Raw genomic sequence first — 26,795 nt, 5'->3', positions numbered from 1 at the left:
CGGGCGGCCAGAGTCCGGTCGAGCCGAGCGCGAACATCGGGGTGGTCGGCCTCGCGGTGATGGGGTCCAACCTCGCGCGCAACCTCGCCAGCCGCGAGGGCAACACTGTCGCGATCTTCAACCGCAGCTCGGACAAGACCGAGCATCTGGTCCAGGCGCACCCCGAGGCCGAGTTCGTCCCGGCATTCTCGTACGAGGACTTCGCCGACTCGCTCCACAAGCCCCGCACCGCGATCATCATGGTCAAGGCGGGCAAGGGCACGGATGCCGTCATCGACGCGCTCGTGAACGTGTTCGAGCCGGGAGACATCATCGTGGACGGTGGCAATGCCCTGTTCACCGACACGATCCGGCGTGAGAAGGCGGTCCGCGAGACGGGGATCAATTTCGTCGGCGCCGGCATCTCCGGCGGTGAGGAGGGTGCGCTGCTCGGACCCTCGATCATGCCCGGCGGCTCAGATGAGTCGTGGGTGACGCTCGGACCGATCCTCAAATCGATCGCCGCGATCGCCGAGGGTGAACCGTGCGTGACGCACGTCGGCCACGACGGTGCCGGCCACTTCGTCAAGATGGTGCACAACGGCATCGAGTACGCCGACATGCAGCTGATCGCGGAGGCGTACGACCTGATCCGGCGCGGAACCGGCAGGACCCCCGCGGAGATCGCCGACGTCTTCGCGGAGTGGAACACCGGGGAGCTGGAGTCGTACCTGATCGAGATCACCGCGGAGGTGCTGCGTCAGACGGATGCCGCGACCGGCCTCCCCCTCGTCGATGTGATCCTCGACCAGGCCGGCGCCAAGGGCACGGGTGCATGGACCGTGCAGACGGCCCTGGACCTCGGCGTGCCGGTGTCGGGAATCGCCGAAGCCGTCTTCGCCCGTTCGCTCTCCTCCCACCCGGAGCAGCGCGCCGTGTCACGGGAGCTCCCAGGCCCCTCGGCGAGCTCGGGGACTGAGTTCGGCGTGACCGCGCAGGATGCCGAGACGTTCATCGAGGATGTGCGACTCGCCCTGTACGCGTCGAAGATCGTCGCCTATTCGCAGGGATTCGACGAGATCCGCGCCGGAGCCGCCCAGTACGGGTGGACGATCGACCTCGGCGCGATCGCGAAGATCTGGCGCGGAGGGTGCATCATCCGCGCGCAGTTCCTCAACCGCATCTCCGACGCGTACGCGCAGACCCCCGACCTGCCCGTCCTGCTGACCGCTCCGTACTTCGTCGAGGCCCTGGGCCGCGCACAGGATTCGTGGCGTCGCATCGTCTCGACCGCCGCCGCGGCCGGGATCCCTGCTCCCGCCTTCTCGTCGTCGCTGTCGTACTACGACGGTCTGCGCGCCGAGCGCCTCCCCGCCGCGCTCGTCCAGGGTCAGCGCGACTTCTTCGGGGCGCACACGTACAAGCGCATCGACAAGGAGGGCACGTTCCACACGCTGTGGTCCGGTGACCGGACCGAGATCGAGGCCGAGGACACCCACTGACCGCCGCTACACCGGCAGCACGTTGTGGGTGCGTGAGAACACGTTCCGCGGGTCCCAGCGCTTCTTGACCTCGGTCAGCCGCGCAAGGGTCGCAGGCGGATACATCCGCGCGACCCAGGAGGGGTCGGTCGAGGTCGTGAAGTTGCCGTAGACCCCGGCACCGAGCTGCTCGATCGCATCCCACTCCGCCTCAGCGGCGGCCCGCTCGCTCTCGTCGAGCATGCCGGGGATGTCGAAGGCCCCGGCCATCGCGAACCACGTGGCATCCCGCGCGGGGAAGGCGCCGGCCTCCTGCCCGACGTCCGCGAAGGCGCCGCCGAGCGACCGCAGGAACAGCACGGACGCGCTGTGCGCCTCGCGGAACGTGGCGAGCAGATCGATCATCGCGTCGGAGAGGTCGACGGCGAGCGTATTGCCGCCCACGAAGCCGGGCATCGGCTGGTCGGGGTCGGCGGCGGGCATGTCCTGCAGGATGTCCGGATAGGAGCGCACGCCCGACTCGGTGACGGTGACCCCCTCCAGCGTTGTCAGCGGCGCCAGTGCTGCCGCAGACGCGGCCTCGTCGTCACCGATCCAGCAGGCGCTGATCGTCGCGCCGGCCGGCGCGCTCGGGTCCATCGCCGGCACATCCATGTAGGTCACCGTGAGCTGACGCGGCGCGTCCTGCAGCAGGTCGCGCAGTGCGCGCAGCACCGGACGCGCGTTCCCACTCGGAGCCAGAACCGTCCACACGACCGAGGTCAGCGGGTGCGCCTGGAAATCGAATCGCGTCACCACCCCGAAGTTGCCGCCGCCGCCGCGCAGCGCCCAGAACAGCTCGGGCTCGGCATCGGCCGACACCTCGAGAAGATCTCCGGTCGCCGTCACGAGCTGCGCGCCGACCAGCTGATCCGAGGCCAGCCCCCAGGCTCGTGCCATCCAGCCGATCCCGCCGCCGAGGGTGAGCCCACCGACCCCGACGGACGCGGTGTCGCCCGAGCTCAGTCCCACGCCGGATTCGGCCAGCTGTCGGGCGACCGCACCCCACGTCGCTCCCCCGCCGACGCTGACCCTGGTGCCGTCGACGGCGACATCGTCGAAGGCGGAGAGATCGATCGTGAGGCCACCGGGCACGGCTCCCCACGCGCTGTGTCCGCCGCCGCGGACGACGACGGGCTCGCCTGCCTCGGCGGCCCAGCGCACGGCCGCGGCGACTTCGTCCACCGAGGTCGGCCGCACCAGCGCAACGGGTGATCCGACTCCGGAGTGGTACGCCCGCGCGGCATCCCATCCCTCGTCGTCGGCGGTGAGGACTGCGGCCACTGCGCCGCGGAGATTCGTCACATCCATGCGCAGCACAGTAGCGCCGTCCTCGGACACGCGCATCGGTCCGGCTACAGCCAGCCGCGCCGCTTGAAGATGAGATAGAGCGTGACGCTCGTCGCGAGCATCGCGAGCAGCGCCAGCGGGTAGCCGAACGTCCAGTGCAGTTCGGGCATGTCGTCGAAGTTCATGCCGTAGATGGTTCCGATGAGCGTCGGCGCGAACAGCACCGCAGCCCAGCCCGACACCTTCTTGACCTGCTCGTTCTGCTGGAGTCCGGTCTCGGTCATCGAGCGCATCGCCTCGTTGTTCTCCTGTTCCACCAGACTCGCGTGGACGGTCAGCGCACTGTCCAGCGTGTGCCGGAACGCGTCGACACGGTCGACGATGTGCCCGGCCCGGTCGTCCAGCTCGCGGAACGCGGGGGCCTCGCGACCGTCGGTCTCGTCGGCGACCATCGTCTGGAGCCGGTCGAAGATGTCCACCAGCGGATACGTCGCGTGCTGCAGATCGATGACCTCGCGCTGCAGGCCGAAGATGCGCCGCGAAACCTCCTTGGCCTGCGAGAACAGCTGCTCCTCGATCTCGTCGACGTCGTTCTCGACCCCGTCGATGACCGGCCCGTATCCGTCCAGGACGTTGCTCAGCAGCGCCCACACGATGCCGTATGGTCCCTTCTCGAGGATCCCGGGGTGCCGCTCGAGGTCGCGCTGCACGGCATGGACGTCGATCTGGTCCTCGTTCTGCACGGTGACGATGAAGTCCGCGCCCACGAAGAAGTCCACCTCGGTGAAGATGACCTCCTCGGTCTCATCCACGTACCGCGCGGGCTGGACGACGAGGAATCCCATCGGCCCGAAGCGCTCGAACTTGGAGCGCTGGTGACCGCGAAGGCAATCCTTGACGGCGAGCGGATGCAGGTCGAGCAGCTTCTGCAGCTCGCCGAGTTCCTCGGCGTCGGTGGAGCGGAGTCCGATCCACACCATCCCGCCCCGCTCGCGAGCCTCGCGGACGGCGTCGGCGGGTGCGTGCCCGTCGCTGACGCGTGCGCCGTCGAGGTACACCGCGGAATCGATCACAGCCATGCGTGCCACCCTAAGCGAGCCGGGCCGACCCGGAGCGCGATGGCTAGGGTCGGAACATGACGAACAGACGAATCCTCTACATCGGCGGGACCGGGGCGATCAGCACGGCGTGCGTCCGCCGCTCGCTCGCCCGCGGCGACGAGGTCACCGTCCTCAATCGCGGGACGAGCAGGCGGCCGCTGCCCGATGGAGCGCGCAGCGTCATCGGCGACATCCGCGAACCGCAGTCCGTCCGCGACGCGCTCGGGACGCAGCAGTTCGACGCGGTCGCCGAGTTCACCGCGTTCACGCCGGAGCACGTCCAGACCGACATGGACCTGTTCGAGGGGCGCACCGGCCAGTACGTGTTCATCAGCTCGGCCTCCGCCTATCAGAAACCGCCGCTGCGTCTGCCGATCACCGAGTCGACGCCGTTGCGCAATCCGTTCTGGCAGTACTCGCGCGACAAGATCGCCTGCGAGGACCTGCTGCTGTCGGCGTACCGGGATCGTGGCTTCCCGGTGACGGTCGTGCGTCCGTCGCACACCTATGACCACACGCTCCTGCCGAACTCCGGCGGCTGGACTGATGTCGTGCGGCTGCGCGCCGGCAAGCCGGTGGTGATCCACGGCGACGGCACGAGCCTGTGGACCCTGACACACAGCGACGACTTCGCGGTGGGCTTCGCGGGGATCCTGGGGCATCCGCTCGCCATCGGCGAGGCGTTCACGATCACCGGCGATCACGTACCGACCTGGAACCAGATCTACGGCTGGCTGGCCGATGCCGCGGGAGTGACGTCTGCGCAGTTCGTCCACATCGCCTCAGAGACGCTCGCTCGGCTGGATCCGGACCGCGGACCGAGCCTGCTCGGCGACAAGACCCATTCGGTGGTCTTCGACAACAGCAAGATCAAACGATTCGTCCCCGAGTTCGCCACCACCGTGCTCTTCGACGAGGGTGCCCGACGGCTGATCGCCCACTACGACGCGCACCCGGATGAGCAGGGCTACGACGCCGAGAAGGACGCGCAGATCGATCGCTTCATCGCCGCCGCGGGGCCGGATGCCGCGGCATCCGGCCCTCGCTAGGGCTGCCTTTCAGCGCGTGATGTCGCGCACCGTGCCCTTCTCCAGCCGAAGCCGGCGGCGGGCACGGCGCGCGACCGCGCTGTCGTGGGTGACGACGATGAGGGTGAGTCCCTCGGCGTGCAGTCTCTCCAGCACGGCGAGGATCTCATCGCGCATGCTCTCGTCGAGGTTGCCGGTCGGCTCGTCGGCCAGGAGCACCCGCGGCCGCTTCACGATGGCCCGGGCGATGGCGACGCGCTGCTGCTGACCCCCGGACAGCTCACCCGGCCGGTGGTCGGCGCGGTCGGCGAGGCCGACGTGCTCCAGCGCTTCGCGCACCCGCGCCGCGCGCTCGTCCTCGGCCAGTCCCAGCGGTTCGAGCGCCATGTCGACGTTCTCGTGGGCTGAGAGTGTCGGAATCAGGTTGAACCCCTGGAACACGAAGCCGATCTCGTGCGCGCGCACCATGCCCAGCTCCGCGTTCGATGCGCCGGCGATGTCGGTGCCGCCGAGCACGACCGATCCGGTGCTCGGGCGGTCCAGCGCCCCGAGGATCTGCAGCAGCGTCGACTTGCCGCCTCCGGTCGGCCCCTGGATCGTGACGAAATCGCCCGCGGCGATGTCCAGATCGACACCTGCCAGTGCCTTCACGAGCCGTCCTTTCTGCTGATAGTTGCGCGTCACGCCGGCGAGCCGGTAGATCGGCTCGAGGGGCGCTCCTGCTGCGGCATCCTGCTGTGCGTCGATGATCACCATCGCGGTCTCTCCTGTCGTTTCCTGCTCGGGTGATGCGGTGTCCATTCGGTCAGCCCACGGACCGGAGGGCTTCGGCGGGGCTCAGTCGTGACGCACGCCAGCCGCCGAAGGCGCCGGCGACCGCGCCGCCGAGGACGGCGATGCCGATCGCTGCGGCGACGACCCAGAGGGTCAGCGGCGCATGGAGCACGACGTCCGCCGTTGCCTGCGTGAACGCCCCGCCGCCGAAGCCAGGGCCGCCCTGCCCGCCCGCGCCGGGTCCTTGCGGCGCGCCGGTCGCGGCGACGGAGGAGATCGTCGGCGAGATCAGGTTGATGGTGAGGATGCCCGCCAGGCCGAGCGCGAGTCCGACCGCGCCCCCGATCAGCCCCTGGATCACCGATTCGCCCGCCACCTGGCCGACGACTCGGCCGTTGGACCAGCCGATCGCCTTGAGGGTGCCGAACTCACGGGTGCGGCGAGACACGCCGGAGGTCGTGAACAGCACCGCCAGGACGAGCGCGACCGCCAGCACGATGAGCGACAGCCACGTTCCGAGGTTCGTGATGAGCGCGGATGCGCTGGAGAGGGACCCGGAGACGGTGGAGGCGAGGTCGGACTGTGAGCTGACCGTCGCGTCCGGCAGCTCGGTCTGGATCGCACGCTGCACGCCCTCGATCGCGTCCGCGGAGTCGGCCTGCACAAAGATCGTCGAGACGACCTCTCCCGCGCCGGCCAGCGTCTGTGCGACATCGAGCGGGATGTACACGTTGGAGGCGGTGTCGGCCTGGCTTGAGGTGGAGGAGACGACTCCGACGATCTCCATCTGCGCGCCGCCGACGTCGATGCTGTCCCCGACCGCCAGATCGTTCAACGAGGCGTACGTGGCATCGAGCACGGCGACATCCGCACCGGCATCGCCGGACTCCAGCGCGCGGCCCTCGCTCAGCGACACCGACGACATCGGACCGACCGAGCTGTCGGCGGGATCGATGCCGAGCACCGTGAACGAGTCGACGTCGAAGGCACTGCCACCGGCGCCGTCTGGGCCGCCGGCGGGCGGACCGGATTGCTCGCCCTGTGCGGCGTCGGTGCCCGGCTGTGCCTGCGAGCGGTCCGGGATCTGCCCCGAGAAGGTCGTGTTCGTCAGCGACAGGGCGCCGGTTGCCGCGGCGACACCGTCCACGGAGGCGACCGCCGTCACACTCGACTCCTCCAGCGTGCCGCGGAGTCGATCCAGCATGAGCCGTGACTGGCTGAGCTCGGTCGTGCCGTCGGCGTTCTGCCCGGCACCGTCCTCGAACTCGAACTGCGGACCACCGCCGCCTTCGGCGCCGCCGGTCGGGTCTGCCATCGCCCCCGACACGGTCAGGTCGGTGCTGACGCCGTACGCGGAATCCAGCGCCTGCGCCTGGGCGTCGCGCACCCCCGCGGCCAGCGAGTTGACGATGATCACCAGCGCGATCGCGATCGCAAGGCCCGCAGCGACGATGATGGTCTGCTTGGTGCGGCCGGCCAGTTCGCGCCGCAGATAGGTCCAGTACATGAGTCTCCCTCGGGGGCGGTTCGTGCGCCGCCGTCGGATGAACGCTAGGAAGTCGTCCGATGCGAACCGTCAGCGAATCGTGTGAGGGCGGTATGAGTGCGATTCACAGCCCGCGCATAGCAGGCTCCATAGGAAGCACATAGGAACGCGAGCACAATGAAGCCATGACCGCGACCGCCACCTCCCCCGCACTCCACCGCCCTGACGGATCCGCGCTGCGGGTCCTCGTCGTCGATGACGAGCAGATGCTCACCGACCTGCTGTCGATGGCGCTGCGGATGGAGGGGTGGGAGGTGCGCACCGCGGCATCCGGCCTTCAGGCCCTGCAGTCGGCGCGCGACTTCGCCCCGGACGCCATGGTGCTGGACATCATGATGCCCGACCTGGACGGCATGGCCGTGCTGCAGCGCCTGCGGCAGTCCGGCAACGACGTGCCGGTGCTGTTCCTGACTGCGAAGGACTCCGTCAGCGACCGCGTGGCGGGCCTGACCGCCGGCGGCGATGACTACGTCACCAAGCCGTTCAGCCTGGAAGAGGTCGTGGCACGGCTGCGCGGTCTGATGCGCCGGGCGGGCACCGCCCTGGCCGACGACTCGGAACCCATCCTCCGCGTCGGCGATCTCTCGCTCAACGAGGACAGCCACGAGGTCGAGCGCTCGGGCGCCGAGATCGAGCTGACGGCGACCGAGTTCGAACTGCTGCGCTTCCTGATGCGCAACCAACGCCGCGTGGTCTCGAAAGCGCAGATCCTCGATCGGGTGTGGAACTACGATTTCGGCGGCCGCTCCAGCGTCGTCGAGCTGTACATCTCGTACCTGCGGAAGAAGATCGATCAGGGCCGCGAGCCGCTGATCCACACCGTGCGCGGCGTCGGCTACATGATCAAGGCGCCCCAGTGACAGCACCCGCCGTCGCCGCAGGGCGCGCCGGCTCACGCAACCGCCGGCGCTGGTCGCTGCAGACCCGGCTGATGGTCGCGATCATCGGGATGGTCGCGCTGATCCTCGTGATCGTGGCGGTCGCGACCAGCGCGATCCTCGGCCAGGTGCTGCAGGACAACCTGAACACCAAGGTCCGGGAGTCCGTCCAGCTGACCGGGCAAACGCTGCTGCGGATGCAGTTTCCGCCGACACCGACGCCGATCGACGCATACGACGTGCTCGACAACGGGCGCCAGGAGCCCGGAAGCCTCCTGGTCCTGCGCGCACCCGATGGCACGACGACCGGGGCGTACGTCAGCAGTGAGAACTCCGTCGTGTCGCTCACCGATGCGCAGGTGGACTCCGTCTTCGACGCGGTCGGGCAGCCCGACACCACGACCCTTCCCGTCCAGGGGCTGGGCGACTACCGGGTGGCCGCCTACCAGGCGCAGGACTACGTCGGCATCGTCGGTCTGCCGCTCAGCGACGTGCAGAGCACGATCACGCAGATCCTCACCACGGTCGTGCTCGTGACCGCGGGAGGACTGCTGCTGCTTGCCGCCGTCATCGCGTTCGTCATCCGGGCGAGTCTGGCGCCCCTGCGCGCCGTGGCCGATACCGCGACGCGGGTGGCCGCGATGCCGATGTCGGCCGGTGCCGTCTCGATCACCGAGCGCGTCCCCGATGCGCAGACCGACGAGGAGACCGAGATCGGACGCGTGGGTCACGCGTTGAACACGCTCCTGGACCACGTCGACGAGTCGCTCGACGAGCGTCAGCGCAACGAAGAGCGGATGCGCCGGTTCGTCGCCGACGCCAGCCATGAGCTGCGCACTCCTCTGGCATCGATCCGCGGCTATTCGGAGCTCTCGCTCCGCGCCCTCCGACAGGGACAGGGACCGGACTCGGCCGCGAACACCGAATCCGCGCTGGAGCGCATCCAGGCGCAGTCGCTGCGGATGACGACGCTCGTGGAGGACCTGCTGCTGCTCGCGCGACTCGACGAGGGCCAGGAGCTCGTCTACGGGACCGTCGATCTGTCGAGACTGGCGATCGAAGCCGTCGCCGATGCCCGCCCGGCCGGTCCGGACCACATCTGGGTGCTGGATCTCGACGAGGAGCCGGTGGTGATCGCCGGCGACGCCGCGCGCCTGCACCAGGTCGCCGGGAACCTCCTCGCGAACGCCCGCACCCACACGCCCGCCGGCAGCGAGGTCAGCGTGACGGTGCTGCGAGAGGGAAGCGACGCCGTGCTCCGCGTGCACGACGACGGGCCAGGAGTCGACCCGGCGCTCACCGACGAGCTGTTCGAGCGGTTCTCCCGCGCGGACCGATCCCGCGCTCGCAAGACCGGCGGCACCGGGCTCGGCCTGTCCATCGGCCGCGCCATCGTGGAGGCGCACGGCGGCACCCTCACGGTGCGCAGCGCGCCGGGCGACACGACCTTCGAGATGCGCCTGCCGGCCAGACCGGCCGATCCGGCGTCCTCAGCGACGGAGCGCCGCGCCGATCAGTAGCCGCTGAAGGCATCGGTCGTGATCGACCGGGCCTTCTCCAGCGCCGGCGCGAGATCGGCGATCAGGCCCGGCGGGCCGGAGATGTACGCGTGCCGTGCCGCCAGGTCGGGGACGACCTGCTGCAGGCCGTCCGCGTCGAGCCGGACGCCGCGCGCCCAGCTCCAATGCCGCGGCAGGCCCCTCGGCTCGTCGCGCGTGAAGACGACGACGGGAACGCCGGATGCCTCCAACTCGGGACGGAAGGCGAGTTCGGCCGCCTCGGATGCGACGTAGACGACCACGACGTCCCGATCGTCCTGGCCGAGGCGCAGCGAGTTGAGCTGGGCCACGAACGGCGTCACGCCGATCCCGGCAGCGACCATCAGCACCGGGCTGCCCGAACGCTTCGGCAGCACGAAATCGCCCCAGACGCCGGTGACCGCGAGGTCGTCGCCGGGCGCGACCTCGGCGAGCGCGCGCTTGTACGAGGACCTCGTGGCGGCCCCGGGGCTCTCGCGGAAGGCGACGCGCAGCGTCGGCAGCTCTTGCGGAGCCGAGGCGATGCTGAACTCGCGGCGCGTGCCGCGGGCATCGGGGTGCTTGTGCGGCACGTCGAGCTCGAGGTACTGGCCGGGCACGAACGACAGCGGCCGGTGCGTGCGGAACGTCAGCTCCTGCACGGTCGGGGTGATCTCGGCCCGCGACTGGAGCGTGAGCTTCACCGCCGAGCGCGCCGAGAACGCGAAGGCGAACGCGACCAGGTTGCCGATCAGCAGCGCCCGTTCCTGGCCCAGGCTGACCACGACGAGATCGATCGGCCAGCCGGCGAGGACGCCCACCACGGCCGCGACCGTGAACTGCTGCCAACGGCGCGGCGGGAGGGTCAGGGGCTCGGAGAGCATGAAGGCGCCGAGAAACAGGAACGGCGAGGACCACAGCACCGGGCCCAGCAGGTCGACGGCCTCGATCGGCAGTCCCGCCGCCTGGTACTGAACCGATGTGCGCACGACGCCGACCGCGACGGCGATCACGAGGAAGACCGCGATGACGCGCACCTTCTCGGTCCGCATCAGCACGATCAGCCCAAGGACGATCACCGGCGCGGCCAGCACGGGCGTGCCCACCCACCACGAGGAGGCGCCGAGGGCGGGAGCGGCGATGCTCAGCAGCGTGAGGACGGTTGCCCCGACGGCGGCCGGGTTGAAGATGTGGCGGCCTCGCCAGGCGAGGAGGTACTTGGAGAGGGATGCCGCGGCAGCCGCGATCGCGACGCCCGCCAGCGCGACGGGATCCAGCGTCGGGCGCAGCACGAAGAGCAGGATCGATGCGGTGATCAGCGACGACTCGATGCGCCACGGCAGCTTCAGGATCGACTGGGCCGCGGCATCAGTGCCCACGCACACGACGGCCAGGACCGCCATCGAGACGATCAGCTCCAGCGGCGTGGGCGCGACCAGGCCGAACAGCGACACGATCAGGGCGATCGCGGACAGCGCGACCAAAGCGAGGAGCACCAGCCGGTACATCGACACGCGGCCGAGCACGCCGAACACGCGATTCCAGACAGCGGTCAGACCGGCGAGCATGCTCATCCCTCCACGCTAGCGGGACGGGTGAACAGCTCGGCCTGCGATCCCGGCGACCATTCGACCCGCCCGTCGGTGGTCATGCGGACCCAGTCCACGCCCCACTCGTGCGCCAGCTGCGGCCCGCCGTCGAAGAACAGCGCGGTCGCGATCGCGTCCGCCCGCATCGCGCTCGGCGCGATCGCCCAGGTCGCAGCGATCGTGCGCACGGGGATGCCGGTGCGGGCATCCAGCACGTGATGCAGCCCGTCCCCCCACGCGCGGCGGTTGATGGCCGATGCGCACAGCGCCGCGTCCGCCACCTTCACCACGCCGATCGCCCGGGTGGGGTCGTACGGATGCTCCAGGCCGATGCGCTGCGGTCCTCCGCGCACGGCGAGATCGCCGCCGGCGTCCACGACGATCTGGCCGTGAACGGACTCGGCGACCACGTCGACCACCCGGTCGACGAGACGCCCCTTGCCCAGGGCGCCGACGTCCACCATGGCGGGTTCGTGCAGGCGCAGCATCCCGTTGTCCCATTCGAGCACGCGCCGCCAGTCCTGCGGTGCGGCCTGCGCTCCGCGGTCGACGAAGCCGTATCCCGCGTCGTAGCCGCGCGCTTCCAGCGCCCGGCCCACGAGCGGGTTGACCGCGCCAGCCGTCGCGTCCGAGAGCTCGGCGAACGCGGCGAGCATGTCGACGGCATCATCGGGAGCGGGCGCCGCGCCGCCGGCGGACAGCTCGGAGACGAGCGAATCCGGACGGAAGCGCGACCACTCCCGGTCGAAGCGGTCGATCACCGCTCCGACGCGATCGCGGACGAGCCGGTCGAGGGGCACGGCGGTCTCGACCTCCCAGCGCGTCCCGATCGCCTCGAACCGCCAGAGCGCCGGCTGGGCCGGATCGGTCTGCGTCGCCGTGCCGCCCGTGCGCGGGTCGGCGCCCATGCGATCAGGCCGCCGCTTCGGACTTGATCGCGTCGATGGCCTCGTTGAATCCACCGCTGGTCAGCGACGAGCCGGCGACGCGGCTCACCGAGATCGTGTCGATGTCCTGCCCGACGACGACATCCGAGATGCCTCCGATGAACTGGCCCTGATACTGCTCGGACTCGCGCTTCTGCGGGTCGCCGGTCACCTCGACCGCCGTGATGACGTCGTCGGCGAGCGTGACGGTGACGGTGATCGACTCGACGGATTCGGGTGTCGCGTACGACCCCTCCGCCGTGTACGTGCCGTCGGCGTAGGTGCTGGTGGACGCGCCTGCATCCGCCGAAGCCGACGCGTCGGCGGTGGGCTGCCCGGACGCGGATGTCGTCGACTGGCCGGTCGGCTCGGTCGCGGGCTCGGCGGTGGTGGTGCTCGCGCAACCGGCGAGCGCGATCACTCCGACGACTCCGGCGATCGCGGCGGACGTGCGGATGGGACGGGGTACGGCGGTGGTGCGGATCATGATGGTCCTCCTTCTGCGGTGCCCTCTATCGAGGCAGGTCGGCGTACGCCTTCCACGCTATTGACACGAGATGGCCGTCACGTCGGTTCACGCTATGAACCCGCTATGAACACGGGCTCGGAGCGGATCAGGCCGCGCCGTCGAACATGCTGGTGACCGAGCCGTCCTCGAAGACCTCGTGGATGGCGCGTGCCAGGAGCGGTGCGATCGGCAGGATGGTCAGCGATGCGAAGCGCTTGTCGGCCGGGATCGGCACCGTGTCGGTCACGACGACCTCATCGATCGCCTCGGACTGCAGGCGGGAAGCGGCCGGGTCGCTGAAGATCGCGTGCGTGGCCGCCACGATGACCCGCTCGGCGCCGCTGTTCTTCAGGGCCTCGGCGGCCTTGACGATCGTGCCGCCGGTGTCGATCATGTCGTCCACGAGCAGGCAGACGCGTCCGTCGACCTGCCCGACGATCTCGTTGACGGTCACCTGGTTCGCGACATTCGGGTCGCGGCGCTTGTGGATGATCGCGAGCGGCGCCCCGAGGCTGTCCGACCACGTGTCGGCGACCCGCACCCGGCCGGTGTCGGGCGAGACCACGGTGAGCTTGGACCGGTCACCGGGCGAGAGGGTTCGCTCGAAGTACTCCAGCAGCACCGGCTTGGCGAAGAGGTGATCGACCGGGCCGTCGAAGAACCCCTGGATCTGGGCGGCGTGCAGGTCGACGCTCATGACGCGGTCGGCGCCGGCCGTCTTGAGGAGGTCGGCCACCAGGCGTGCGCTGATCGGCTCGCGGCCACGGCTCTTCTTGTCCTGACGCGAGTACGGGTAGTACGGCGCGACGACGGTGATCCGCTTGGCGGACGCGCGCTTGGCGGCATCCAGCATGATCAGCGTCTCCATGAGCCACTCGTTCACCGGCGGACCGAAGCTCTGGATCAGGAAGAAGTCGCAGCCGCGGATCGAGACCTCGAACCGCGTGAGGATCTCGCCGGACGCGAACGTGCGGTACTCGGTGGGCACGAGCTGCGTGCCCAGTGCCGTCGCCACATCTGCGGAGAGGTCGGGGTGGGATCGTCCGCCGGCCACGACGAGTCGCTTCTTGGTCTTGGCGACCAGCCCGGGAGCGATGTCGTTGTCGCGGTCGAGATCAACCGTCTTGCTCTTGCGCCCCATCGTCCGCTTTCTGTGCGGACCGAGCCTGCGCGGCGACCTCCGCCGCACCGGTACCCGGCCTGTTGGTCTCGACCCACCCCTCGACGTTTCGCTGGGGGGCCACGCTGAGTGCCAGAGCGCCGGGAGGGACATCCTTGCGGATCACCGCTCCGGCTCCGGTCTTCGCGCCTGCTCCGATCCTAACGGGCGCCACGAAGACGTTGTGCGAGCCGGTGTGCACCTCGTCGCCGATCTCGGTGCGGTGCTTGGTGAGGTCGTCGTAGTTGGCGGTGATCGCGCCGGCGCCGAGGTTCACGCCCGTGCCGATCGTGGTGTCGCCGATGTAGGAGAGGTGCGGCACCTTGCTGCGCGCACCGATCGTGGAGTTCTTCGTCTCGACGAAGGTGCCGATCTTGCCGCGGTCGCCGAGGTAGGTGCCCGGGCGCAGGTAGGCGAAGGGTCCGACGGTGGCTCCGGCGCCGATCACCGCCAGCGTCGCATCGGTGCGGGTGACCGTGGCGTTCTCGCCCACCTCGCAGTCGACCAGGCTCGTGTCGGGGCCGACGGTCGCCCCCGCTGCGATCGACGTCGTCCGCAGGATGTGGGTGTTCGGCAGAACGGTCACATCGGGGGCCAGGGTCGCGGTGACATCGATCCACGTGGTCGCAGGATCGAGGATGCTCGCACCCTCCAGTTGCCAGCGCCGGACGGTGCGGGCGTTGAGCCGCCGAGCCGCATCCGACAGCTGCACGCGGTCGTTGACTCCGAGCGCCGCCCCGGCGTCGGGCGCCGCGGACGCGGTGACGGTCAGGCGTGAATCGCGCAGCAGGGCGACCACGTCGGTCAGGTACTTCTCGCCCTGCGTGTTCGCGGTGCCCACCATCGGGAGATGGGTGCGCAGGGGGGCGGACTGGAAGACGTAGACCCCCGCGTTGATCTCGGTGACGGATGCCTCGTCGGCCGTGGCGTCCTTCTGCTCCACGATCCGCTGCACGTCTCCCGCGGCATCCCGGATCACCCTGCCGTACCCGGTCGCATCGTCCACGACTGCGCTCAACAGGGTGACCGCTGCCGCGCTCTCGCGGTGGGCCTGCAGGAGCCTGGCGAGCGTCTCGCCGTCCAGCAGCGGCACGTCGCCGCTGAGGACCAGGACGTCGCCGCCGAAGTCCGCGAGGCGCTCCAGCGCGACCTCGACGGCGCGTCCGGTGCCGGGGATCTCGTCCTGGTCGACGACGATGACGCCGGGCGCGACATCCAGCACCGCACCGGCGACGAGGTCGCGCTCGTGGCGGACCACCAGCAGCACGCGCTCCGGTGAGAGCGCGTATGCCGTGTCCAGCACGTGCCCGACCAGGGCCTGACCGCCGATGCGGTGGAGCACCTTCGGCAGGGAGGACTTCATGCGCGTCCCCTGCCCGGCGGCGAGGATGACGACGGCGAGCGGAGGGACGATGGTGTTCTCGGACATGCTCCGCCGCCAGGATTCGAACCTGGGCCTAACAGCTCCAAAGGCTGTCGTGCTGCCGTTACACCACGGCGGACCGTCGCGGGGAAACGCGACCGTCCTCCAGTCTGCCAGCCCCTCGACATAATGAAGTCATGGCGCAAGAGTCCGACGAGGTCGACCGCATCGTGGAGGCATGGATCGCCCAGCGGCCCGACCTCGACTTCTCGCCCCTGGAGGTCCTCTCCCGCGTCGACCGGCTCTCGAGGCACCTGGACCGCGCCCGGCGCGACGCGTTCCGCCGCAGTGAGCTCGAGCCGTGGGAGTGGGACGTGCTGTCGGCGCTGCGGCGGGCAGGCGACCCGTTCCAGCTGAGCCCGAAACAGCTGCTGCAGCAGACGCTGGTCTCCAGCGGCACGATGACCAACCGGATCGACCGACTCGTGGGACGCCGGCTCGTTCGGCGCGTCGCCGACCCGGACGACGGCCGCAGCGTCCTGGTCACGCTCACCAACGAGGGACGCACGAGAGTGGATGCCGCGATCACGCGCCTCGTGGACGCCGAGGCGCTCCTGCTGGGCACATTGTCCCGCGGCGACCGGGACCGCCTCGCGGGGCTCCTGCGCAAGCTGAGCCTGGGGTTCGACACGTGACCGGGGGTGCGGCCGTCCAGCCCGGCGGGAGACCGCCGCTGGCCCGCCGGGTCGGCCTGTGGCTGGAGACCCGGTTCCGCACTGCGGCGGCGATCTACGGGCTGATCGTGTTCGCGGCCTTCATCACGATCGAGTCCGATCATGCGCATGATGCCTGGGACATGCTCGATACGGCGCTGTGGACCCTGCTGGTGTTCTACATCGCGCACGTGTTCGCCCACACGCTGACCGACCACGGCGAGCACGGGCTCGTGCGGGCGACGCTGCAGGCGATGCAGCACGCCGCTGGGATGCTCTACGCCGCGATCCCGGCGACGATCGTCCTCATCGTCTGCGGAATGCAGGCGGTGCCGCCCGATGACGCGTACGAGGCGAGCATGTGGGCCACGGTCGTCGTTCTGGGCATCCTCGGGTACATCGCGTACTGGCGGCGCGGCGCGCACCCGCTGATCCGACTGCTCGGAGCCGCGGGGACCGCCGCGCTGGGCCTGATCATCGTGCTGCTGGAGTACGCGATCCACTGACCTGCGCCCGCGGACCACTCGCGATGGTCACACCAGTTCGGACAGCTCCAGCCAGCGCTCTTCGAGGCCGGCGACTTCGATCTGGAGCTCGTCGACCTTGCCGGTCAGGGCCGCGACGCCCTCGTAGTCGTCCTGATCGTGTTCCGCGATGCTCTGATGGGCGGCGTTGATCAGCGCGTCGAGCTTGGCCAGGCGGCGCTCGATCGCCGAGACCTCCTTCTGAGCGGTCCGCAGTTCGCTGCCGGTCAGGCTCGACGCGCGGGCGGCCGATACCGATGCCGACGGACCGGCCGCGCTCTGCTCCTGCTGACGGTGTCGCAGACGGAGATACTCGTCGACGCCTCCCGGGAGGTGGCGCAGTCGGCCGTCGAGGATCGCGTACTGCTGATCGGTGACCCGCTCGAGGAAGTACCGGTCATGGGAGACGACCAAAAGGGTGCCCGGCCAGGAGTCCAGGAGGTCCTCGATGGCGGCGAGCATGTCGGTGTCCAGGTCGTTGGTCGGCTCATCGAGGATCAGCACGTTGGGCTGGTCGAGCAGGACGAGCAGCAGCTGCAGCCGACGCTTCTGGCCGCCGGAGAGGTCCTTGACGGGCGTGGAGAGCTGAGGGCTCGTGAAGCCCATGCGCTCGAGCAGCTGGCCGGGCGTGAGCTCCTGCGACTTCGAGCCGGCACCGAACGTGTACGTGGTCCGCAGGCGCTCCAGGACGACGCGGACCGGACTGTCCAGGTGCTCCTCGAGTTCATCGAGGCGCTGGGTGAGGGTGGCGACCTTCACGGTCTTGCCGCGCTTGACGCGGCCGCCGGTGGGCAGCACCGTGCCGGAGACGAGCCCGAGAAGCGTGGACTTGCCGGCGCCGTTCACGCCCAGGATGCCGGTCCGCTCCCCCGGCGCGATGCGCCACTCGACGTCGGTCAGCACAGCTGTGTCGGCCCCGGAGCCCGTGGACGGGTAGGTCACCGACGCATCCAGCAGGTCGACGACGTCCTTGCCGAGCCGCGAGACCGCCAGCGAACGCAGCGCGACCGGGTCGCGGATCTCGGGAACGTCGGCGATGAGCGCATTGGCCGCGTCGATGCGGAACTGCGGCTTCGACGTGCGCGCGGGGGCGCCGCGGCGCAGCCACGCCAGTTCCTTCTTCGCCAGGTTCTGCCGCTTCGCCTCCGACGATGCCGCCATCCGATCGCGCTCCACCCGTTGCAGGATGTACGCGGCGTACCCGCCGTCGAACGGCTCGACGATGCGGTCGTGCACCTCCCACGTGCGGGTGCAGACCTCATCGAGGAACCACCGGTCGTGGGTCACGACCAGCAGCGCCCCGGAGGTGGTCGACCAGCGACGCTTGAGGTGGTCGGCCAGCCACGCGATCGCCTCCACGTCGAGGTGGTTCGTGGGCTCGTCGAGCATGAGCACGTCGTGGTCGCCGATGAGCAGCTTCGCGAGCGAGACCCGGCGCCGCTGACCTCCCGAAAGGGACGAGATCGATGCGTGCCAGTCGAAACCGGCGAGGAGACCGGCGGTGACGTCGCGGACTCGGGGGTCGCCTGCCCACTCGTGCTCGGGCAGGTCGCCCACGACGGCGGATGCGACGGTGTCGGCGTCATCGAGGGTGTCGCCCTGGTCGAGCACGCCGACGTCGACGCCGCGCCGCACTGTCACACGGCCCGAATTCGGCTCGAGTCGACCGGCGAGCATCGCGAGGAGACTGGACTTGCCGTCGCCGTTGCGTCCCACCACGCCGATGCGGTCGCCCTCGTCGACCCCGAGTGAGACGGAGTCGAAGATGATGCGGGTGGGGAATTCGAGTTGCAGGGCCTCGGCCCCGAGAAGATGCGCCATGTTCCTCCCAGGCTAGATGGTCCTGCCGAGAGGAGACCGCACGCGGAAAGGCCGCCCCGCGTGCGCGGGACGGCCTCTCGAGCTGCGAAGCGGGTCAGCTCAGACCGTTGTCGGCCAGCCACGCCTTGGCGATCTCGGCCGAGGACTTCTGGTCGACCGTGCTCTCAACGTTCAGGGCGACCAGACCCTCCGGGGTCAGCTTGGCGCTGACCGCGTTGATGATGTCGGCCACCTGATCCGCGACAGCCGAGTTCACGACGGGAACCACGTTGGAGGCCAGGAAGAGACCCTCGGGGTCTTCCAGCACGACGAGGTCCTCGGTCTGGATGCGCGGGTCTGCGGTGTAGACGTTGGCGATGTTGACCGTGCCGGCGACGAGGTCCTCGACGGTGGTGTCGCCGGTCGCGGAGAATGCGACGTCGACGCCGTAGGTGTCCTTCAGGCCGGTCGGACCGTAGGGACGCTCGGCCAGTTCGGCGTTGCCGCCGAGGGTCAGCGGAACCGTCACGTTGGCCAGATCCGCGATCGTCGTCAGGTCGTACTCGTCGGCGAAGGCCTTCGTGACGGTGTACGAGTCCTGATCGCTCGCCGTGGACTGGTCGAGCACCTCCAGGCCCTCCGGCAGCACGTCGGGCAGGGCTGCGTAGACGTCTTCCGACGTGCGGGCCGTGGTCTCCTCGTCGAAGAACTGGAGCAGGTTTCCGCTGTACTCGGGGAACAGGCTGACCGAGCCGTCTTCGAGGAGCGGGATGTACGCATCGCGCTGACCGATGTTGAACTGCCGCTCGACGGTGACGCCGCCGGCCTCGAGCGCCTGCGCGTAGATCTCGGCGATGATCTCGTTGGAGTAGTACGCCTGCGAGCCGACGACGATCGTGCCGTCGGAGGCTCCGGCGCTTGCACCGGAGCCGTCGTCGAGCGGATTGCTGGATGCGCAGCCGGCGAGGGCGAGCGCGGCGACGGCGATGCCGGCGATACCGGCGAGGCCCTTCCGGGTTCGTGCTGTGAACATGGGATTCCTCTTTCGTGGTGTGGTGCTGTGTGGGTGGGAGGTCGATGGGGCCGCTCAGGAGCCGGCGTCGGCGCCGACCGGCACCGGAGCCCGACGACGGCGGGTCGATGATCTCGCCTCGGAGCCGGACGCGGATGCGGCCACGCGCACGCCTCGTGCGACGACGGCGTGCTGCAGCAGGGCGAACAGCCCGTCGAGGATGAGGGCCAGCGCGGCGACCAGGATGGCGCCGCCGATCACGATGTCCAGCCGGCGCAGCGGCAGGCCTGCGATGATGTACTGCCCGAGGCCGCCGAGCCCGATGTAGGCGGCGATGGTGACGGTGGCCACGACCTGCAGCGTCGCGGCGCGGATGCCGCCGACCAGGAGCGGCAGCCCGAGCGGCACCTCGATTCGCCAGAGGATCTGCCATTCGGTCATGCCCATCGACCGGCCGGCGTCGATGACGCGCTTGTCGATCGCCTCGAACCCGGTGTAGGCACCGGCCAGCAGCGAGGGGATGGCGAGGATCACGAACGTGATCACCGCCGCCTCGGGCTTGAGGAGCACGCCCATCAGCAGGACGAGCAGGATCAGCAGACCGAAGGACGGGATCGCCCGTGCGGCGCCGGAGACGGCGACCGCGATCTCTCTGCCCTTGCCCGTGTGCCCGATGTACCAGCCGGCGGGGATCGCGATGATCGCGGCGATCAGGACCGAGACCGCGGTGTAGAGGAGCTGCTGGAGGATCGCGACGGGGATCGAGTCGAAACTGCCGGTGTCGCCGCTGAGGATCCAGGCGAACGCGTCGATGAAGAGGTTCATGCGCGCGCCCCCACCGGAATGGCCGCGGTGCGCTGGGCCTTGGTCTTGGGCACGCGCCGCGTCCAGGGCAGCAGCATGCGCCCGATCAGGATCAGGATCAGGTCGATGACGAGCGCGAGCAGCACGACCGCCACGACGCCGGCGAGCACCTCGGGGATGATCCGCCGCTGCGAGCCGTTCGTGAAGAGATAGCCGAGGTTGGTGATGCCGACCAGGATCCCCACCGTGGCGAGGGAGATCGTGCTCGCCGCGGTGACGCGGAGCCCCGCGAGGATGACCGGCCCTGCCAGCGGGAACTCCACCGCCCAGAAGCGCCGGAACGATCCATAGCCGATCGCGGTGGAGGCCTGGCGCACACCGGGGTCGACGGAGTCGAGCCCGTCGGCGACGGAGCGCACGAGGATCGCGATCGCGTAGATGGTCAGCGCCACGATCAGATTGGTCTCGCTCGTGAAGGAGTACCAGCCGGTGGCGGCGGGCACGATGATCAGCAGCGCGAGGGACGGGATCGTGTACAGCAGCCCGGTGATGGTGATGACGCTGCTGCGCACCAGCCGGTATCGCCACGCGATCCACCCGAGCGGGACGGAGATGACGAACCCGATCACGAGCGCGATCACGCTCTGTCGCAGGTGGATGAGCGTCAGTTCCCCGATCAGGCCGAGGTTGTCGATCACCCAGTTCACGGGCTGGACTCCTCCACGAGCGCACCCTGCGTGCGACCGTCGCCGTCGATCACGACGGTGCCGTGGTCGGTCTTCTTCAGGCGGAGGGCGCGCTTGCCCTTGTCCACGCCGATGAAGCTCGCCACGAAGTCATCGGCCGGGTTCTCGAGGATCTCGCTCGGGCTGCCCACCTGCGCGATCTGCGCGCCCTTCTGCAGGATGACGACCTGGTCGCCGAGCAGGAACGCCTCGTCGATGTCGTGGGTGACGAACACAACGGTCTTGCCGAGTTCGCGCTGCAGGCGGATGAGCTCCTGCTGAAGGTCGGCGCGAACGATCGGGTCGACGGCGCCGAAGGGCTCGTCCATCAGCAGGATGTTCGGGTCGGCGGCAAGGCCCCGGGCGACCCCCACCCGCTGCTGCTGGCCGCCGGAGAGCTGGCTGGGATAGCGATCGGCCATCGCCGGATCCAACCCGACCGTCGCCATCAGCTCGAGGGCGCGCTCGCGGGCGACCTTGCGCTTGGTCCCCTGCAGCACCGGGACGGTGGCGATGTTCTCGGCCACCGTGAAGTGCGGCATGAGACCGGAGTTCTGCATGACGTACCCGATGCGGCGACGAAGCCCCACCGCGTCCTCGTCGAGGATGCTGTCGCCGTCGATCTCGATGACACCTGCGGTCGGCTCGACCATGCGGTTGATCATCCGGAGCAGCGTGGTCTTGCCGCAGCCGGAGGATCCGACGAACACGGTCGTCTTGCGCGACGGGATGACGAGGTCGAAATCCCCCACCGCGCGCGTGCCGTCGGGGAATTCCTTCGTCACGGATCGGAATTCGATCATGCGAAACACTCGATCATGAGCCAGCGGTCCGTTTCATCGGTAGGCAGGAGCATGATGTCTCCTCGGGCGGTGCACCGAGCCTATTGCGCACCGCCGACACCGGGGCCGGGTTGCCCCGGCACGTGTCCGCGTGTTACGGAGCGGCCGGGCCCGCGGCGCCGGATCTAATCGACGACCTGGACTTCTTTCCAGAACGCGACATAGCCCGAGAAGTCCTTGCCGACACGCTCGAACGCCGTCGGGTAGGGGTGCGGGTAGGACCACGCGCGGTCCGGCAGGGGGTCCTGGCCGTCGACGGTCACGGTGAAGTACTGGCACTCGCCCTTCCACGGGCAGGTGTAGGGCGTGGGGCTCTCGGAGAGGAAGCTCTCGTTCACGCTCGCCGGCGGGAAGTACCAGTTGCCTTCGATCCGGATCAGATCGTCGTCGTTCGCTTCTGCGATGACCGTGTCACCGAGCACTGCCTTCATGGCTTCTCCTTCGAGGAATCGACACACGAGGTGCGTCCTCCGAGCGTATAAGACCGGGGGGAGCCGAGGGCCGCCGCTGCGGTGGTCAGCGCACCCGCGCCCCGTGGACGGGACCGTGGACGTGCAGGGCCTCGTACCCCGCCGCAGACAGCACGACCTGCAGCTCCAGCGCCGATTCGGGGTCCTCGGCGAGGAAGGCCAGCGTGGGACCGGATCCGGACACCATCCCGGCCAGCGCCCCGGCGCGCTCGCCGACCTCGAGCGTCTCGCGCAATTCGGGTCGCAGCGACAGCGCGGCGACCTGCAGATCGTTGCGGGTGTGCTCGGCAAGGGCCGTCGGGTCGCCGGCGCGCAGCGCCTGCAGCACGGCGACATCCACCGCGGGCGGGCGCGGGGCGCGGACGAGGCCGGACTCGGCGCGCAGCGCGTCGAGGTGCCGGTACACGTCCGGGGTGGACAGTCCCGCACCCGACGGGACCACCACCCAGTCGAACCGCCCCTTGGCCAGTGCCGGCGACAGCTCGTCGCCGCGTCCGGTTCCGATCGCGGTGCCGCCCATCAGCGAGAAGGGCACATCGGCCCCCAGCCGCGCGGCAAGATGCTGCAGCTCCGCCATCCCGAGCTCGGCCCCCCAGAGCGCGTCGCATGCGACAAGGGCGGCCGCGGCATCCGCAGATCCCCCTCCCATGCCGCCGGCGACGGGCACCTGCTTCACGATCTCCAGGTGCACGCCGCCCTCGTAGCCGATCTGTGCGGCCACGAGGCGCGCCGCGCGCAGCGCGAGATTCCGGTCATCGGCCGGCACTCCGGAGACGTCGACGGTTCCCGAGACGGAGACGGAGAAGTCGGATGCCGGCTCCGCCCAGACATCCTCGTACAGCGAGACCGCCTGGTATGCCGACGCGACGTCGTGATAGCCGTCGTCCTGCACGTCGCCGACCTCGAAGAACAGGTTCAGCTTGCCCGGCGCTCGCACGCGGACGCGATCGATGGCGACGGAGGAGCTCACGTCGTCGCCGACGCCGCCCACAGATCGACGTCGATGCCGTCGGACAGCGCGTCGATCCGCTCCAGCTCCTCGGTGCTGAAGACGGGGCCGTTCAAGGCCGCGAGATTCTCGTCGAGCTGGGCCGGACGCGATGCGCCGATCAGCGCCGAGGTGACCACGGGGTCGCGCAGCACCCACTGCAACGACATCTGCGCCAGCGACTGACCGCGCTCCTTGGCGATGACATCGAGGCTGCGCAGCTTCGCCCGGCCGCCCTCGGAAAGCTGGCGGTCCGGCAGCGACCCGCGCTGCTGCGCGCGGACGGCCGGGCCGTCACCCAGGTACTTGTCCGTGAGAAGTCCCTGCGCGAGCGGTGTGAAGGCGATCGCCCCCATGCCCTCCTGACGCAGGACCTCGGTCAGACCGTCTTCGACCCAGCGGTTCAGGATCGAGTACGCGGGCTGGTGGATCACCAGCGGGGTGCCGAGGGATCGCGCGACCGCCGCCGCGAGAGCGGTGCGCTCGGCGCTGTACGACGAGATCCCGACGTAGAGGGCCTTGCCCTGCCGCACCAGGGTGTCCAGGGCGCCGACGGTCTCTTCGATCGGGGTGTCCGCATCCACGCGGTGGGAGTAGAAGATGTCGACGTGATCCAGCCCCATCCGCGTCAGCGACTGCTCGGCGCTGGCGAGCAGGTACTTGCGCGTGCCGCCGTCGCCGTACGGCCCGTGCCACATGTCGTAGCCCGCCTTCGACGAGATGATCAGCTCATCGCGATATGGAGCGAAGTCCTCGCGCATCATGCGACCGAAGTTCGTCTCGGCCGAACCGTACGGCGGGCCGTAGTTGTTGGCGAGGTCGAAGTGGGTGATGCCGCTGTCGAACGCGTGCCGGAGCAATGCGCGCTGGTTGTCGAAGGGGATGTTGTCGCCGAAGTTCCACCACAGGCCGAGTGAGATCGGCGGCAGCCGCAGACCGGACTGCCCGACGCGCGGATAGTCGATGTGGTCGTAGCGGTCCTCGGCGGCGGCGTATGGTCGGTTCAGGTCTCCCCCGCGGGAGCGGAAGCGCTCGGTGTCGGTCACCGCTCCAGGCTATCGGCGCCGCGGGTCCGATGGCGGTCGTGCCCCGACGCGCGGCGATGCACCCGCACACAGCGTCTGTCAAGCTACGGCCACGAAACATGCCCGTCATGGAAGATGCCTAAGTTAGCTGGACCGGCCGCGGATGCTCCGCTCGCGCCGGGAACCTGGAGGTTGCCCATGACCGCTCTTTCCGCACTCCCTCCGCAGGAGCACGCCTGGTCACGACTGCTCGAGCGCCCCGATGTGGTGATCGACCGCGGCATCCTGCACATCGTCCACGACGACGTGACGCCGACGCAGGCCCGTGAGGCCGACCTGCTGCTCATCGCCGACGCCCTCGAGGGGGCAGGCGTCGCGGTCACCCTCATCCGCCACGACCGCGCGGTCCCCGCCCTGGTCGTGGACATCGACGACCGGGATGCCGCCTACGCCGCACTCGGCGCGCTCAGCGAACGCGAGCCCCTCTACGTCAAGTCGAAGGGCGCCGCGGCGATCCTCGCCGCTGACGCAGCGCACGCGCCCGGCGATGCCCCCACCGCGATCCGCGCCTACCGCCCGCGCGTCACCGCCAACGGAAGTCGACGCTACGGACCTGCGCTGGGCGTGCGGATCGAGTTCTGGTGTTTCGGGGAGGAACTGACCGAAGCACCGTCGGACAATGCGTTCACCCGCCGGCACACGGCGACGACCGACCTCGCCCCGGCGACGGTGACGCGCCACGGCCGATCGTGGACGACGTTCTCCGGCATGTTCGAGCCCCAGCCGCACGAGGTCACCCACGACGTGGATGTCGTCTTCTCGTGGGTGGACGGCTCCTCGAGCGAGTTCCAGCGGCAGCGCGCCGCACAGCTCGAGGGGTATGTGGTCGGCGCGGGCGACGACGGCCCCGCCCGCTACCGGCACGTCGACGAGCTGAGATACGCGCTGCGCAGCGTGCACATGTACGCACCGTGGGTGCGCCGCATCTTCATCGCGACCGACTCACCCGCCCCGGCGTGGCTGAGCGAGCACCCGAAGGTGACGATCGTGCGCAGCGAGGAGTTCTTCGCCGACACGTCGGTGCTGCCGATCCACAACTCGCATGCCGTCGAGGCGCAGCTGCACCGGATCCCCGGGCTCGCCGAGCACTTCCTGTACTCCAATGACGACATGTTCTTCGGTCGGCTCGTCGAGCCCGAGATGTTCTTCACACCGGCGGGCATCACGAAGTTCGTGGAGTGCGAGGTGCGCATCGGCGCCGGCGAGCCGGCCGCGCACCGCAGCGGTCACGACAACGCGCTGCGGGTCAACCGTGATCTGCTGCGCGGTCGTTTCGGGCGCACGATCGTCCGAGACCTCGAGCACTGCGCGACGCCGCTGCGTCGCAGCGTCCTGGAGGAGCTCGAGACCGCGTTCCCCGACGATTTCGCCCGCACCGCGGCATCCCGCTTCCGCTCCGCGACCGACATCTCGGTCACCAACAGCCTCTACCACTACTACGCGCTGATGACGGGCCGTGCGATCGCCACCCGGTCGCCGAACGTGCGCTACGTGCAGACCACGCTCGCCGCGTCGCTGCGGCGCATGGAGCGGCTCGCCGAGCGGACCGACATCGACATGTTCTGCCTGAACGACGGCGGCGAGGCCGAGGTGCCCGAGGAGCTGCGCGTGCGGACCCTGCGCGCGATGCTCGAGCGGATGTACCCCGTGCGCGCACCGTGGGAGAAAGACGAGATCAGCGCAGCACGGCGATCGGCTCGGTCGGCGCATCCTTCCGCGGGGCGCTGAGGCCCGGCACCGGAGGAAAGACGCCGGCGGCGTCCAGGCGGCGGCGGGCCTCCACCGCATCGATGTGCTCGAGGGTGCGCGGGGCATCGACCGAGACCACCGAATGGACCACGGTCTCGTCGTAGACGTGTACGAGATTGAACGCCTGCGCGCCGTCCTGCGGCCTCGTGCCGCCGGCGGGCACGGTGAGGTCCTGCGCGTAGCAGGTCGATGAGGCGACCGAGACGGGAATGCCGGCGAAGGTCGCGAACGTCGAATAGTGCAGGTGCCCGGCGATGATGGCGCGCACGTCCGACCCGCGCAGCACCTCGGCGAGACGGCGCTGATCGCGCAGTTCGACGCTGGCCGCCAGGGGCAGCACGCTCGGAACGGGCGGATGGTGCATCGCGAGGATGGTACCGAGGGGCGCCGGGGTCGACAGGACATCGGCGAGCCAGGCGAGCTGGGTGTCGCGGACTTCCCCGTGGTGGAAGCCCGGCACGCTGGAATCGAGGGTCACCAGGCGAAGACCGTCGAGCTCGTCGACGCGGTCGATGGGCGCCGAGGCGTCGGCATCCTGCTCGTCGAGCAGCGTCCGGCGGAAGCCGGCGCGGTCGTCGTGGTTGCCCATGACCCAGAACACGCGGCTCCCCAGGCGCGCGGCGAACGGCTCGACGATCTCGCGGAGCTGCGCGTAGGCGTCCTCCTCGCCGAGGTCGACCAGATCGCCGGTGAAGACGATGCCGTCCGGTTGGATGCCGGATGCCTCGATCACGGCGATCGCGCGCTCCAGCCGCTCCGCGCCGTCGAGCACATCGAAGATGCGCGAACCGGCCGCGCGCAGATGCGTGTCACTGAGGTGGAGCAGGACCCGCTCGGGATCCGGATATTCTGCCTCGCGCACGAAGACTCCTCATCAGCAGCGCTTGATCGCCTCGCGCCAGCCTG

The 26,795-nt window shown here is 69.6% G+C and carries 25 protein-coding genes and 1 tRNA gene; 7 read left to right on the top strand and 19 right to left on the bottom strand.

All coding sequences use genetic code 11. The annotated features are described in order from the left end of the window. Positions 1-35 precede the first annotated feature (35 nt). Positions 36-1,481 carry an NADP-dependent phosphogluconate dehydrogenase gene (gndA, locus tag BLT19_RS09535; RefSeq protein ID WP_269457432.1) on the top strand — a complete coding sequence of 482 codons (1,446 nt, stop codon included), beginning with the start codon at positions 36-38 and terminating at the stop codon, positions 1,479-1,481. A 6-nt stretch (positions 1,482-1,487) separates the two neighbouring features. On the opposite strand, the gene BLT19_RS09530 is transcribed toward gndA, so the two are convergent. Together BLT19_RS09530 and BLT19_RS09525 are read right to left on the bottom strand one after the other, a co-directional pair. Further along, positions 1,488-2,810, bottom strand: a complete 1,323-nt coding sequence (locus BLT19_RS09530; RefSeq protein ID WP_091489153.1) for an FAD-binding oxidoreductase — start codon at positions 2,808-2,810, stop codon at positions 1,488-1,490. Positions 2,811-2,854: 44 nt separating this feature from the next. After that, positions 2,855-3,868: a magnesium and cobalt transport protein CorA gene (locus BLT19_RS09525; RefSeq protein WP_091489151.1), complete on the bottom strand. Its 1,014-nt coding sequence runs from the start codon at positions 3,866-3,868 to the stop codon at positions 2,855-2,857. A 56-nt stretch (positions 3,869-3,924) separates the two neighbouring features. Here BLT19_RS09525 and BLT19_RS09520 point away from each other — a divergent pair, with 56 nt between their 5' ends. After that, positions 3,925-4,938, top strand: a complete 1,014-nt coding sequence (locus BLT19_RS09520; protein ID WP_091489149.1) for an SDR family oxidoreductase — start codon at positions 3,925-3,927, stop codon at positions 4,936-4,938. Positions 4,939-4,947: 9 nt separating this feature from the next. Here the strand turns inward: BLT19_RS09520 and BLT19_RS09515 are convergent, their stop codons facing one another. Then, the gene (locus BLT19_RS09515) at positions 4,948-5,673 is read right to left on the bottom strand and encodes an ABC transporter ATP-binding protein (protein WP_172825684.1); all 726 of its coding nucleotides are present in this window, start codon (positions 5,671-5,673) and stop codon (positions 4,948-4,950) included. A 49-nt stretch (positions 5,674-5,722) separates the two neighbouring features. Then, positions 5,723-7,198: an ABC transporter permease gene (locus BLT19_RS09510; protein ID WP_091489148.1), complete on the bottom strand. Its 1,476-nt coding sequence runs from the start codon at positions 7,196-7,198 to the stop codon at positions 5,723-5,725. Positions 7,199-7,362: 164 nt separating this feature from the next. Here BLT19_RS09510 and BLT19_RS09505 point away from each other — a divergent pair, with 164 nt between their 5' ends. Together BLT19_RS09505 and BLT19_RS09500 are read left to right on the top strand one after the other, a co-directional pair. Then, positions 7,363-8,097 carry a response regulator transcription factor gene (locus tag BLT19_RS09505; RefSeq protein WP_091489146.1) on the top strand — a complete coding sequence of 245 codons (735 nt, stop codon included), beginning with the start codon at positions 7,363-7,365 and terminating at the stop codon, positions 8,095-8,097. After that, positions 8,094-9,635, top strand: a complete 1,542-nt coding sequence (locus tag BLT19_RS09500) for a sensor histidine kinase (protein ID WP_331710689.1) — start codon at positions 8,094-8,096, stop codon at positions 9,633-9,635. Before BLT19_RS09505 ends, BLT19_RS09500 begins: the two co-directional genes overlap by 4 nt. Here BLT19_RS09500 and BLT19_RS09495 read toward each other — a convergent pair. From BLT19_RS09495 to BLT19_RS09470, 6 genes are all read right to left on the bottom strand, one after another. After that, positions 9,629-11,200: an FAD-dependent oxidoreductase gene (locus BLT19_RS09495; protein ID WP_091489143.1), complete on the bottom strand. Its 1,572-nt coding sequence runs from the start codon at positions 11,198-11,200 to the stop codon at positions 9,629-9,631. The genes BLT19_RS09500 and BLT19_RS09495 overlap by 7 nt on opposite strands. 2 nt (positions 11,201-11,202) lie before the next feature. Next, positions 11,203-12,129 (bottom strand): FAD:protein FMN transferase, encoded by a 927-nt coding sequence (locus BLT19_RS09490; protein WP_091489141.1) that lies wholly within the window; start codon positions 12,127-12,129, stop codon positions 11,203-11,205. A 4-nt stretch (positions 12,130-12,133) separates the two neighbouring features. Continuing rightward, entirely contained in the window at positions 12,134-12,634 is a 501-nt protein-coding gene (locus BLT19_RS09485) for an FMN-binding protein (protein WP_091489139.1), read from the bottom strand. Between the two features lie 127 nt (positions 12,635-12,761). Next, a complete protein-coding gene (locus tag BLT19_RS09480) occupies positions 12,762-13,796 on the bottom strand; it encodes a ribose-phosphate diphosphokinase (protein WP_091489137.1) in 1,035 nt (344 codons plus the stop codon). Continuing rightward, the gene (glmU, locus tag BLT19_RS09475; RefSeq protein WP_091489134.1) at positions 13,771-15,243 is read right to left on the bottom strand and encodes a bifunctional UDP-N-acetylglucosamine diphosphorylase/glucosamine-1-phosphate N-acetyltransferase GlmU; all 1,473 of its coding nucleotides are present in this window, start codon (positions 15,241-15,243) and stop codon (positions 13,771-13,773) included. Before glmU ends, BLT19_RS09480 begins: the two co-directional genes overlap by 26 nt. 1 nt (position 15,244) lies before the next feature. Next, a tRNA-Gln gene (locus tag BLT19_RS09470) sits at positions 15,245-15,316 on the bottom strand. A 58-nt stretch (positions 15,317-15,374) separates the two neighbouring features. On the opposite strand from BLT19_RS09470, the gene BLT19_RS09465 reads away from it, so the two are divergent. Together BLT19_RS09465 and BLT19_RS09460 are read left to right on the top strand one after the other, a co-directional pair. Beyond that, a complete protein-coding gene (locus BLT19_RS09465; protein ID WP_091489131.1) occupies positions 15,375-15,872 on the top strand; it encodes a MarR family winged helix-turn-helix transcriptional regulator in 498 nt (165 codons plus the stop codon). Beyond that, positions 15,869-16,396 carry a hypothetical protein gene (locus BLT19_RS09460; RefSeq protein ID WP_091489128.1) on the top strand — a complete coding sequence of 176 codons (528 nt, stop codon included), beginning with the start codon at positions 15,869-15,871 and terminating at the stop codon, positions 16,394-16,396. The genes BLT19_RS09465 and BLT19_RS09460 overlap by 4 nt, the downstream gene beginning before the upstream one ends. A gap of 27 nt (positions 16,397-16,423) precedes the next feature. On the opposite strand, the gene BLT19_RS09455 is transcribed toward BLT19_RS09460, so the two are convergent. From BLT19_RS09455 to mgrA, 8 genes are all read right to left on the bottom strand, one after another. After that, complete coding sequence (locus BLT19_RS09455) at positions 16,424-18,235, bottom strand: ABC-F family ATP-binding cassette domain-containing protein (RefSeq protein WP_091489125.1); 1,812 nt, start codon at positions 18,233-18,235, stop codon at positions 16,424-16,426. A 94-nt stretch (positions 18,236-18,329) separates the two neighbouring features. Beyond that, positions 18,330-19,247, bottom strand: coding sequence for an ABC transporter substrate-binding protein (locus BLT19_RS09450; RefSeq protein WP_091489123.1), 918 nt, complete (start codon positions 19,245-19,247; stop codon positions 18,330-18,332). Positions 19,248-19,301: 54 nt separating this feature from the next. Further along, positions 19,302-20,051 carry an ABC transporter permease gene (locus BLT19_RS09445; protein ID WP_091489120.1) on the bottom strand — a complete coding sequence of 250 codons (750 nt, stop codon included), beginning with the start codon at positions 20,049-20,051 and terminating at the stop codon, positions 19,302-19,304. Beyond that, positions 20,048-20,737, bottom strand: coding sequence for an ABC transporter permease (locus BLT19_RS09440; protein WP_091489118.1), 690 nt, complete (start codon positions 20,735-20,737; stop codon positions 20,048-20,050). The genes BLT19_RS09445 and BLT19_RS09440 overlap by 4 nt, the downstream gene beginning before the upstream one ends. Further along, on the bottom strand, positions 20,734-21,558 hold the full coding sequence (locus tag BLT19_RS09435; RefSeq protein WP_091489116.1) for an ABC transporter ATP-binding protein: 825 nt from the start codon (positions 21,556-21,558) through the stop codon (positions 20,734-20,736). Before BLT19_RS09435 ends, BLT19_RS09440 begins: the two co-directional genes overlap by 4 nt. 164 nt (positions 21,559-21,722) lie before the next feature. Then, positions 21,723-22,028, bottom strand: a complete 306-nt coding sequence (locus BLT19_RS09430; RefSeq protein ID WP_091489115.1) for a DUF427 domain-containing protein — start codon at positions 22,026-22,028, stop codon at positions 21,723-21,725. Positions 22,029-22,113: 85 nt separating this feature from the next. Further along, positions 22,114-23,037 (bottom strand): 4-(cytidine 5'-diphospho)-2-C-methyl-D-erythritol kinase, encoded by a 924-nt coding sequence (locus BLT19_RS09425; RefSeq protein WP_091493665.1) that lies wholly within the window; start codon positions 23,035-23,037, stop codon positions 22,114-22,116. After that, positions 23,034-24,101, bottom strand: a complete 1,068-nt coding sequence (mgrA, locus tag BLT19_RS09420; protein WP_091489113.1) for an L-glyceraldehyde 3-phosphate reductase — start codon at positions 24,099-24,101, stop codon at positions 23,034-23,036. Before mgrA ends, BLT19_RS09425 begins: the two co-directional genes overlap by 4 nt. Positions 24,102-24,278: 177 nt before the next feature. On the opposite strand from mgrA, the gene BLT19_RS09415 reads away from it, so the two are divergent. Further along, on the top strand, positions 24,279-25,868 hold the full coding sequence (locus BLT19_RS09415) for a stealth conserved region 3 domain-containing protein (RefSeq protein ID WP_091489111.1): 1,590 nt from the start codon (positions 24,279-24,281) through the stop codon (positions 25,866-25,868). Here BLT19_RS09415 and BLT19_RS09410 read toward each other — a convergent pair. Then, positions 25,816-26,751: a phosphodiesterase gene (locus BLT19_RS09410; RefSeq protein WP_091489109.1), complete on the bottom strand. Its 936-nt coding sequence runs from the start codon at positions 26,749-26,751 to the stop codon at positions 25,816-25,818. The genes BLT19_RS09415 and BLT19_RS09410 overlap by 53 nt on opposite strands. Between the last annotated feature and the right edge of the window lie 44 nt (positions 26,752-26,795).

It is taken from the genome of Microbacterium pygmaeum (genome assembly GCF_900100885.1).
Classification (GTDB): domain Bacteria; phylum Actinomycetota; class Actinomycetes; order Actinomycetales; family Microbacteriaceae; genus Microbacterium; species Microbacterium pygmaeum.
Note: the sequence above shows the minus strand (reverse complement) of the source record. Positions and strands in the feature narration are given on the sequence as shown.

Bases quoted from the DNA above. Each gene is read 5' to 3' on its own strand.
- BLT19_RS09415 (WP_091489111.1), top strand. From the start codon at position 24,279: ATGACCGCTCTTTCCGCACTCCCTCCGCAGGAGCACGCCTGGTCACGA.
- BLT19_RS09510 (WP_091489148.1), bottom strand. From the start codon at position 7,198: ATGTACTGGACCTATCTGCGGCGCGAACTGGCCGGCCGCACCAAGCAG.
- BLT19_RS09520 (WP_091489149.1), top strand. From the start codon at position 3,925: ATGACGAACAGACGAATCCTCTACATCGGCGGGACCGGGGCGATCAGC.
- BLT19_RS09505 (WP_091489146.1), top strand. From the start codon at position 7,363: ATGACCGCGACCGCCACCTCCCCCGCACTCCACCGCCCTGACGGATCC.
- BLT19_RS09525 (WP_091489151.1), bottom strand. From the start codon at position 3,868: ATGGCTGTGATCGATTCCGCGGTGTACCTCGACGGCGCACGCGTCAGC.
- BLT19_RS09530 (WP_091489153.1), bottom strand. From the start codon at position 2,810: ATGGATGTGACGAATCTCCGCGGCGCAGTGGCCGCAGTCCTCACCGCC.
- glmU (WP_091489134.1), bottom strand. From the start codon at position 15,243: ATGTCCGAGAACACCATCGTCCCTCCGCTCGCCGTCGTCATCCTCGCC.
- BLT19_RS09430 (WP_091489115.1), bottom strand. From the start codon at position 22,028: ATGAAGGCAGTGCTCGGTGACACGGTCATCGCAGAAGCGAACGACGAC.
- BLT19_RS09495 (WP_091489143.1), bottom strand. From the start codon at position 11,200: ATGCTCGCCGGTCTGACCGCTGTCTGGAATCGCGTGTTCGGCGTGCTC.
- BLT19_RS09435 (WP_091489116.1), bottom strand. From the start codon at position 21,558: ATGATCGAATTCCGATCCGTGACGAAGGAATTCCCCGACGGCACGCGC.
- BLT19_RS09450 (WP_091489123.1), bottom strand. From the start codon at position 19,247: ATGTTCACAGCACGAACCCGGAAGGGCCTCGCCGGTATCGCCGGCATC.
- BLT19_RS09480 (WP_091489137.1), bottom strand. From the start codon at position 13,796: ATGGGGCGCAAGAGCAAGACGGTTGATCTCGACCGCGACAACGACATC.
- BLT19_RS09485 (WP_091489139.1), bottom strand. From the start codon at position 12,634: ATGATCCGCACCACCGCCGTACCCCGTCCCATCCGCACGTCCGCCGCG.
- BLT19_RS09465 (WP_091489131.1), top strand. From the start codon at position 15,375: ATGGCGCAAGAGTCCGACGAGGTCGACCGCATCGTGGAGGCATGGATC.
- BLT19_RS09515 (WP_172825684.1), bottom strand. From the start codon at position 5,673: ATGGTGATCATCGACGCACAGCAGGATGCCGCAGCAGGAGCGCCCCTC.
- BLT19_RS09445 (WP_091489120.1), bottom strand. From the start codon at position 20,051: ATGAACCTCTTCATCGACGCGTTCGCCTGGATCCTCAGCGGCGACACC.
- BLT19_RS09455 (WP_091489125.1), bottom strand. From the start codon at position 18,235: ATGGCGCATCTTCTCGGGGCCGAGGCCCTGCAACTCGAATTCCCCACC.
- BLT19_RS09490 (WP_091489141.1), bottom strand. From the start codon at position 12,129: ATGGGCGCCGACCCGCGCACGGGCGGCACGGCGACGCAGACCGATCCG.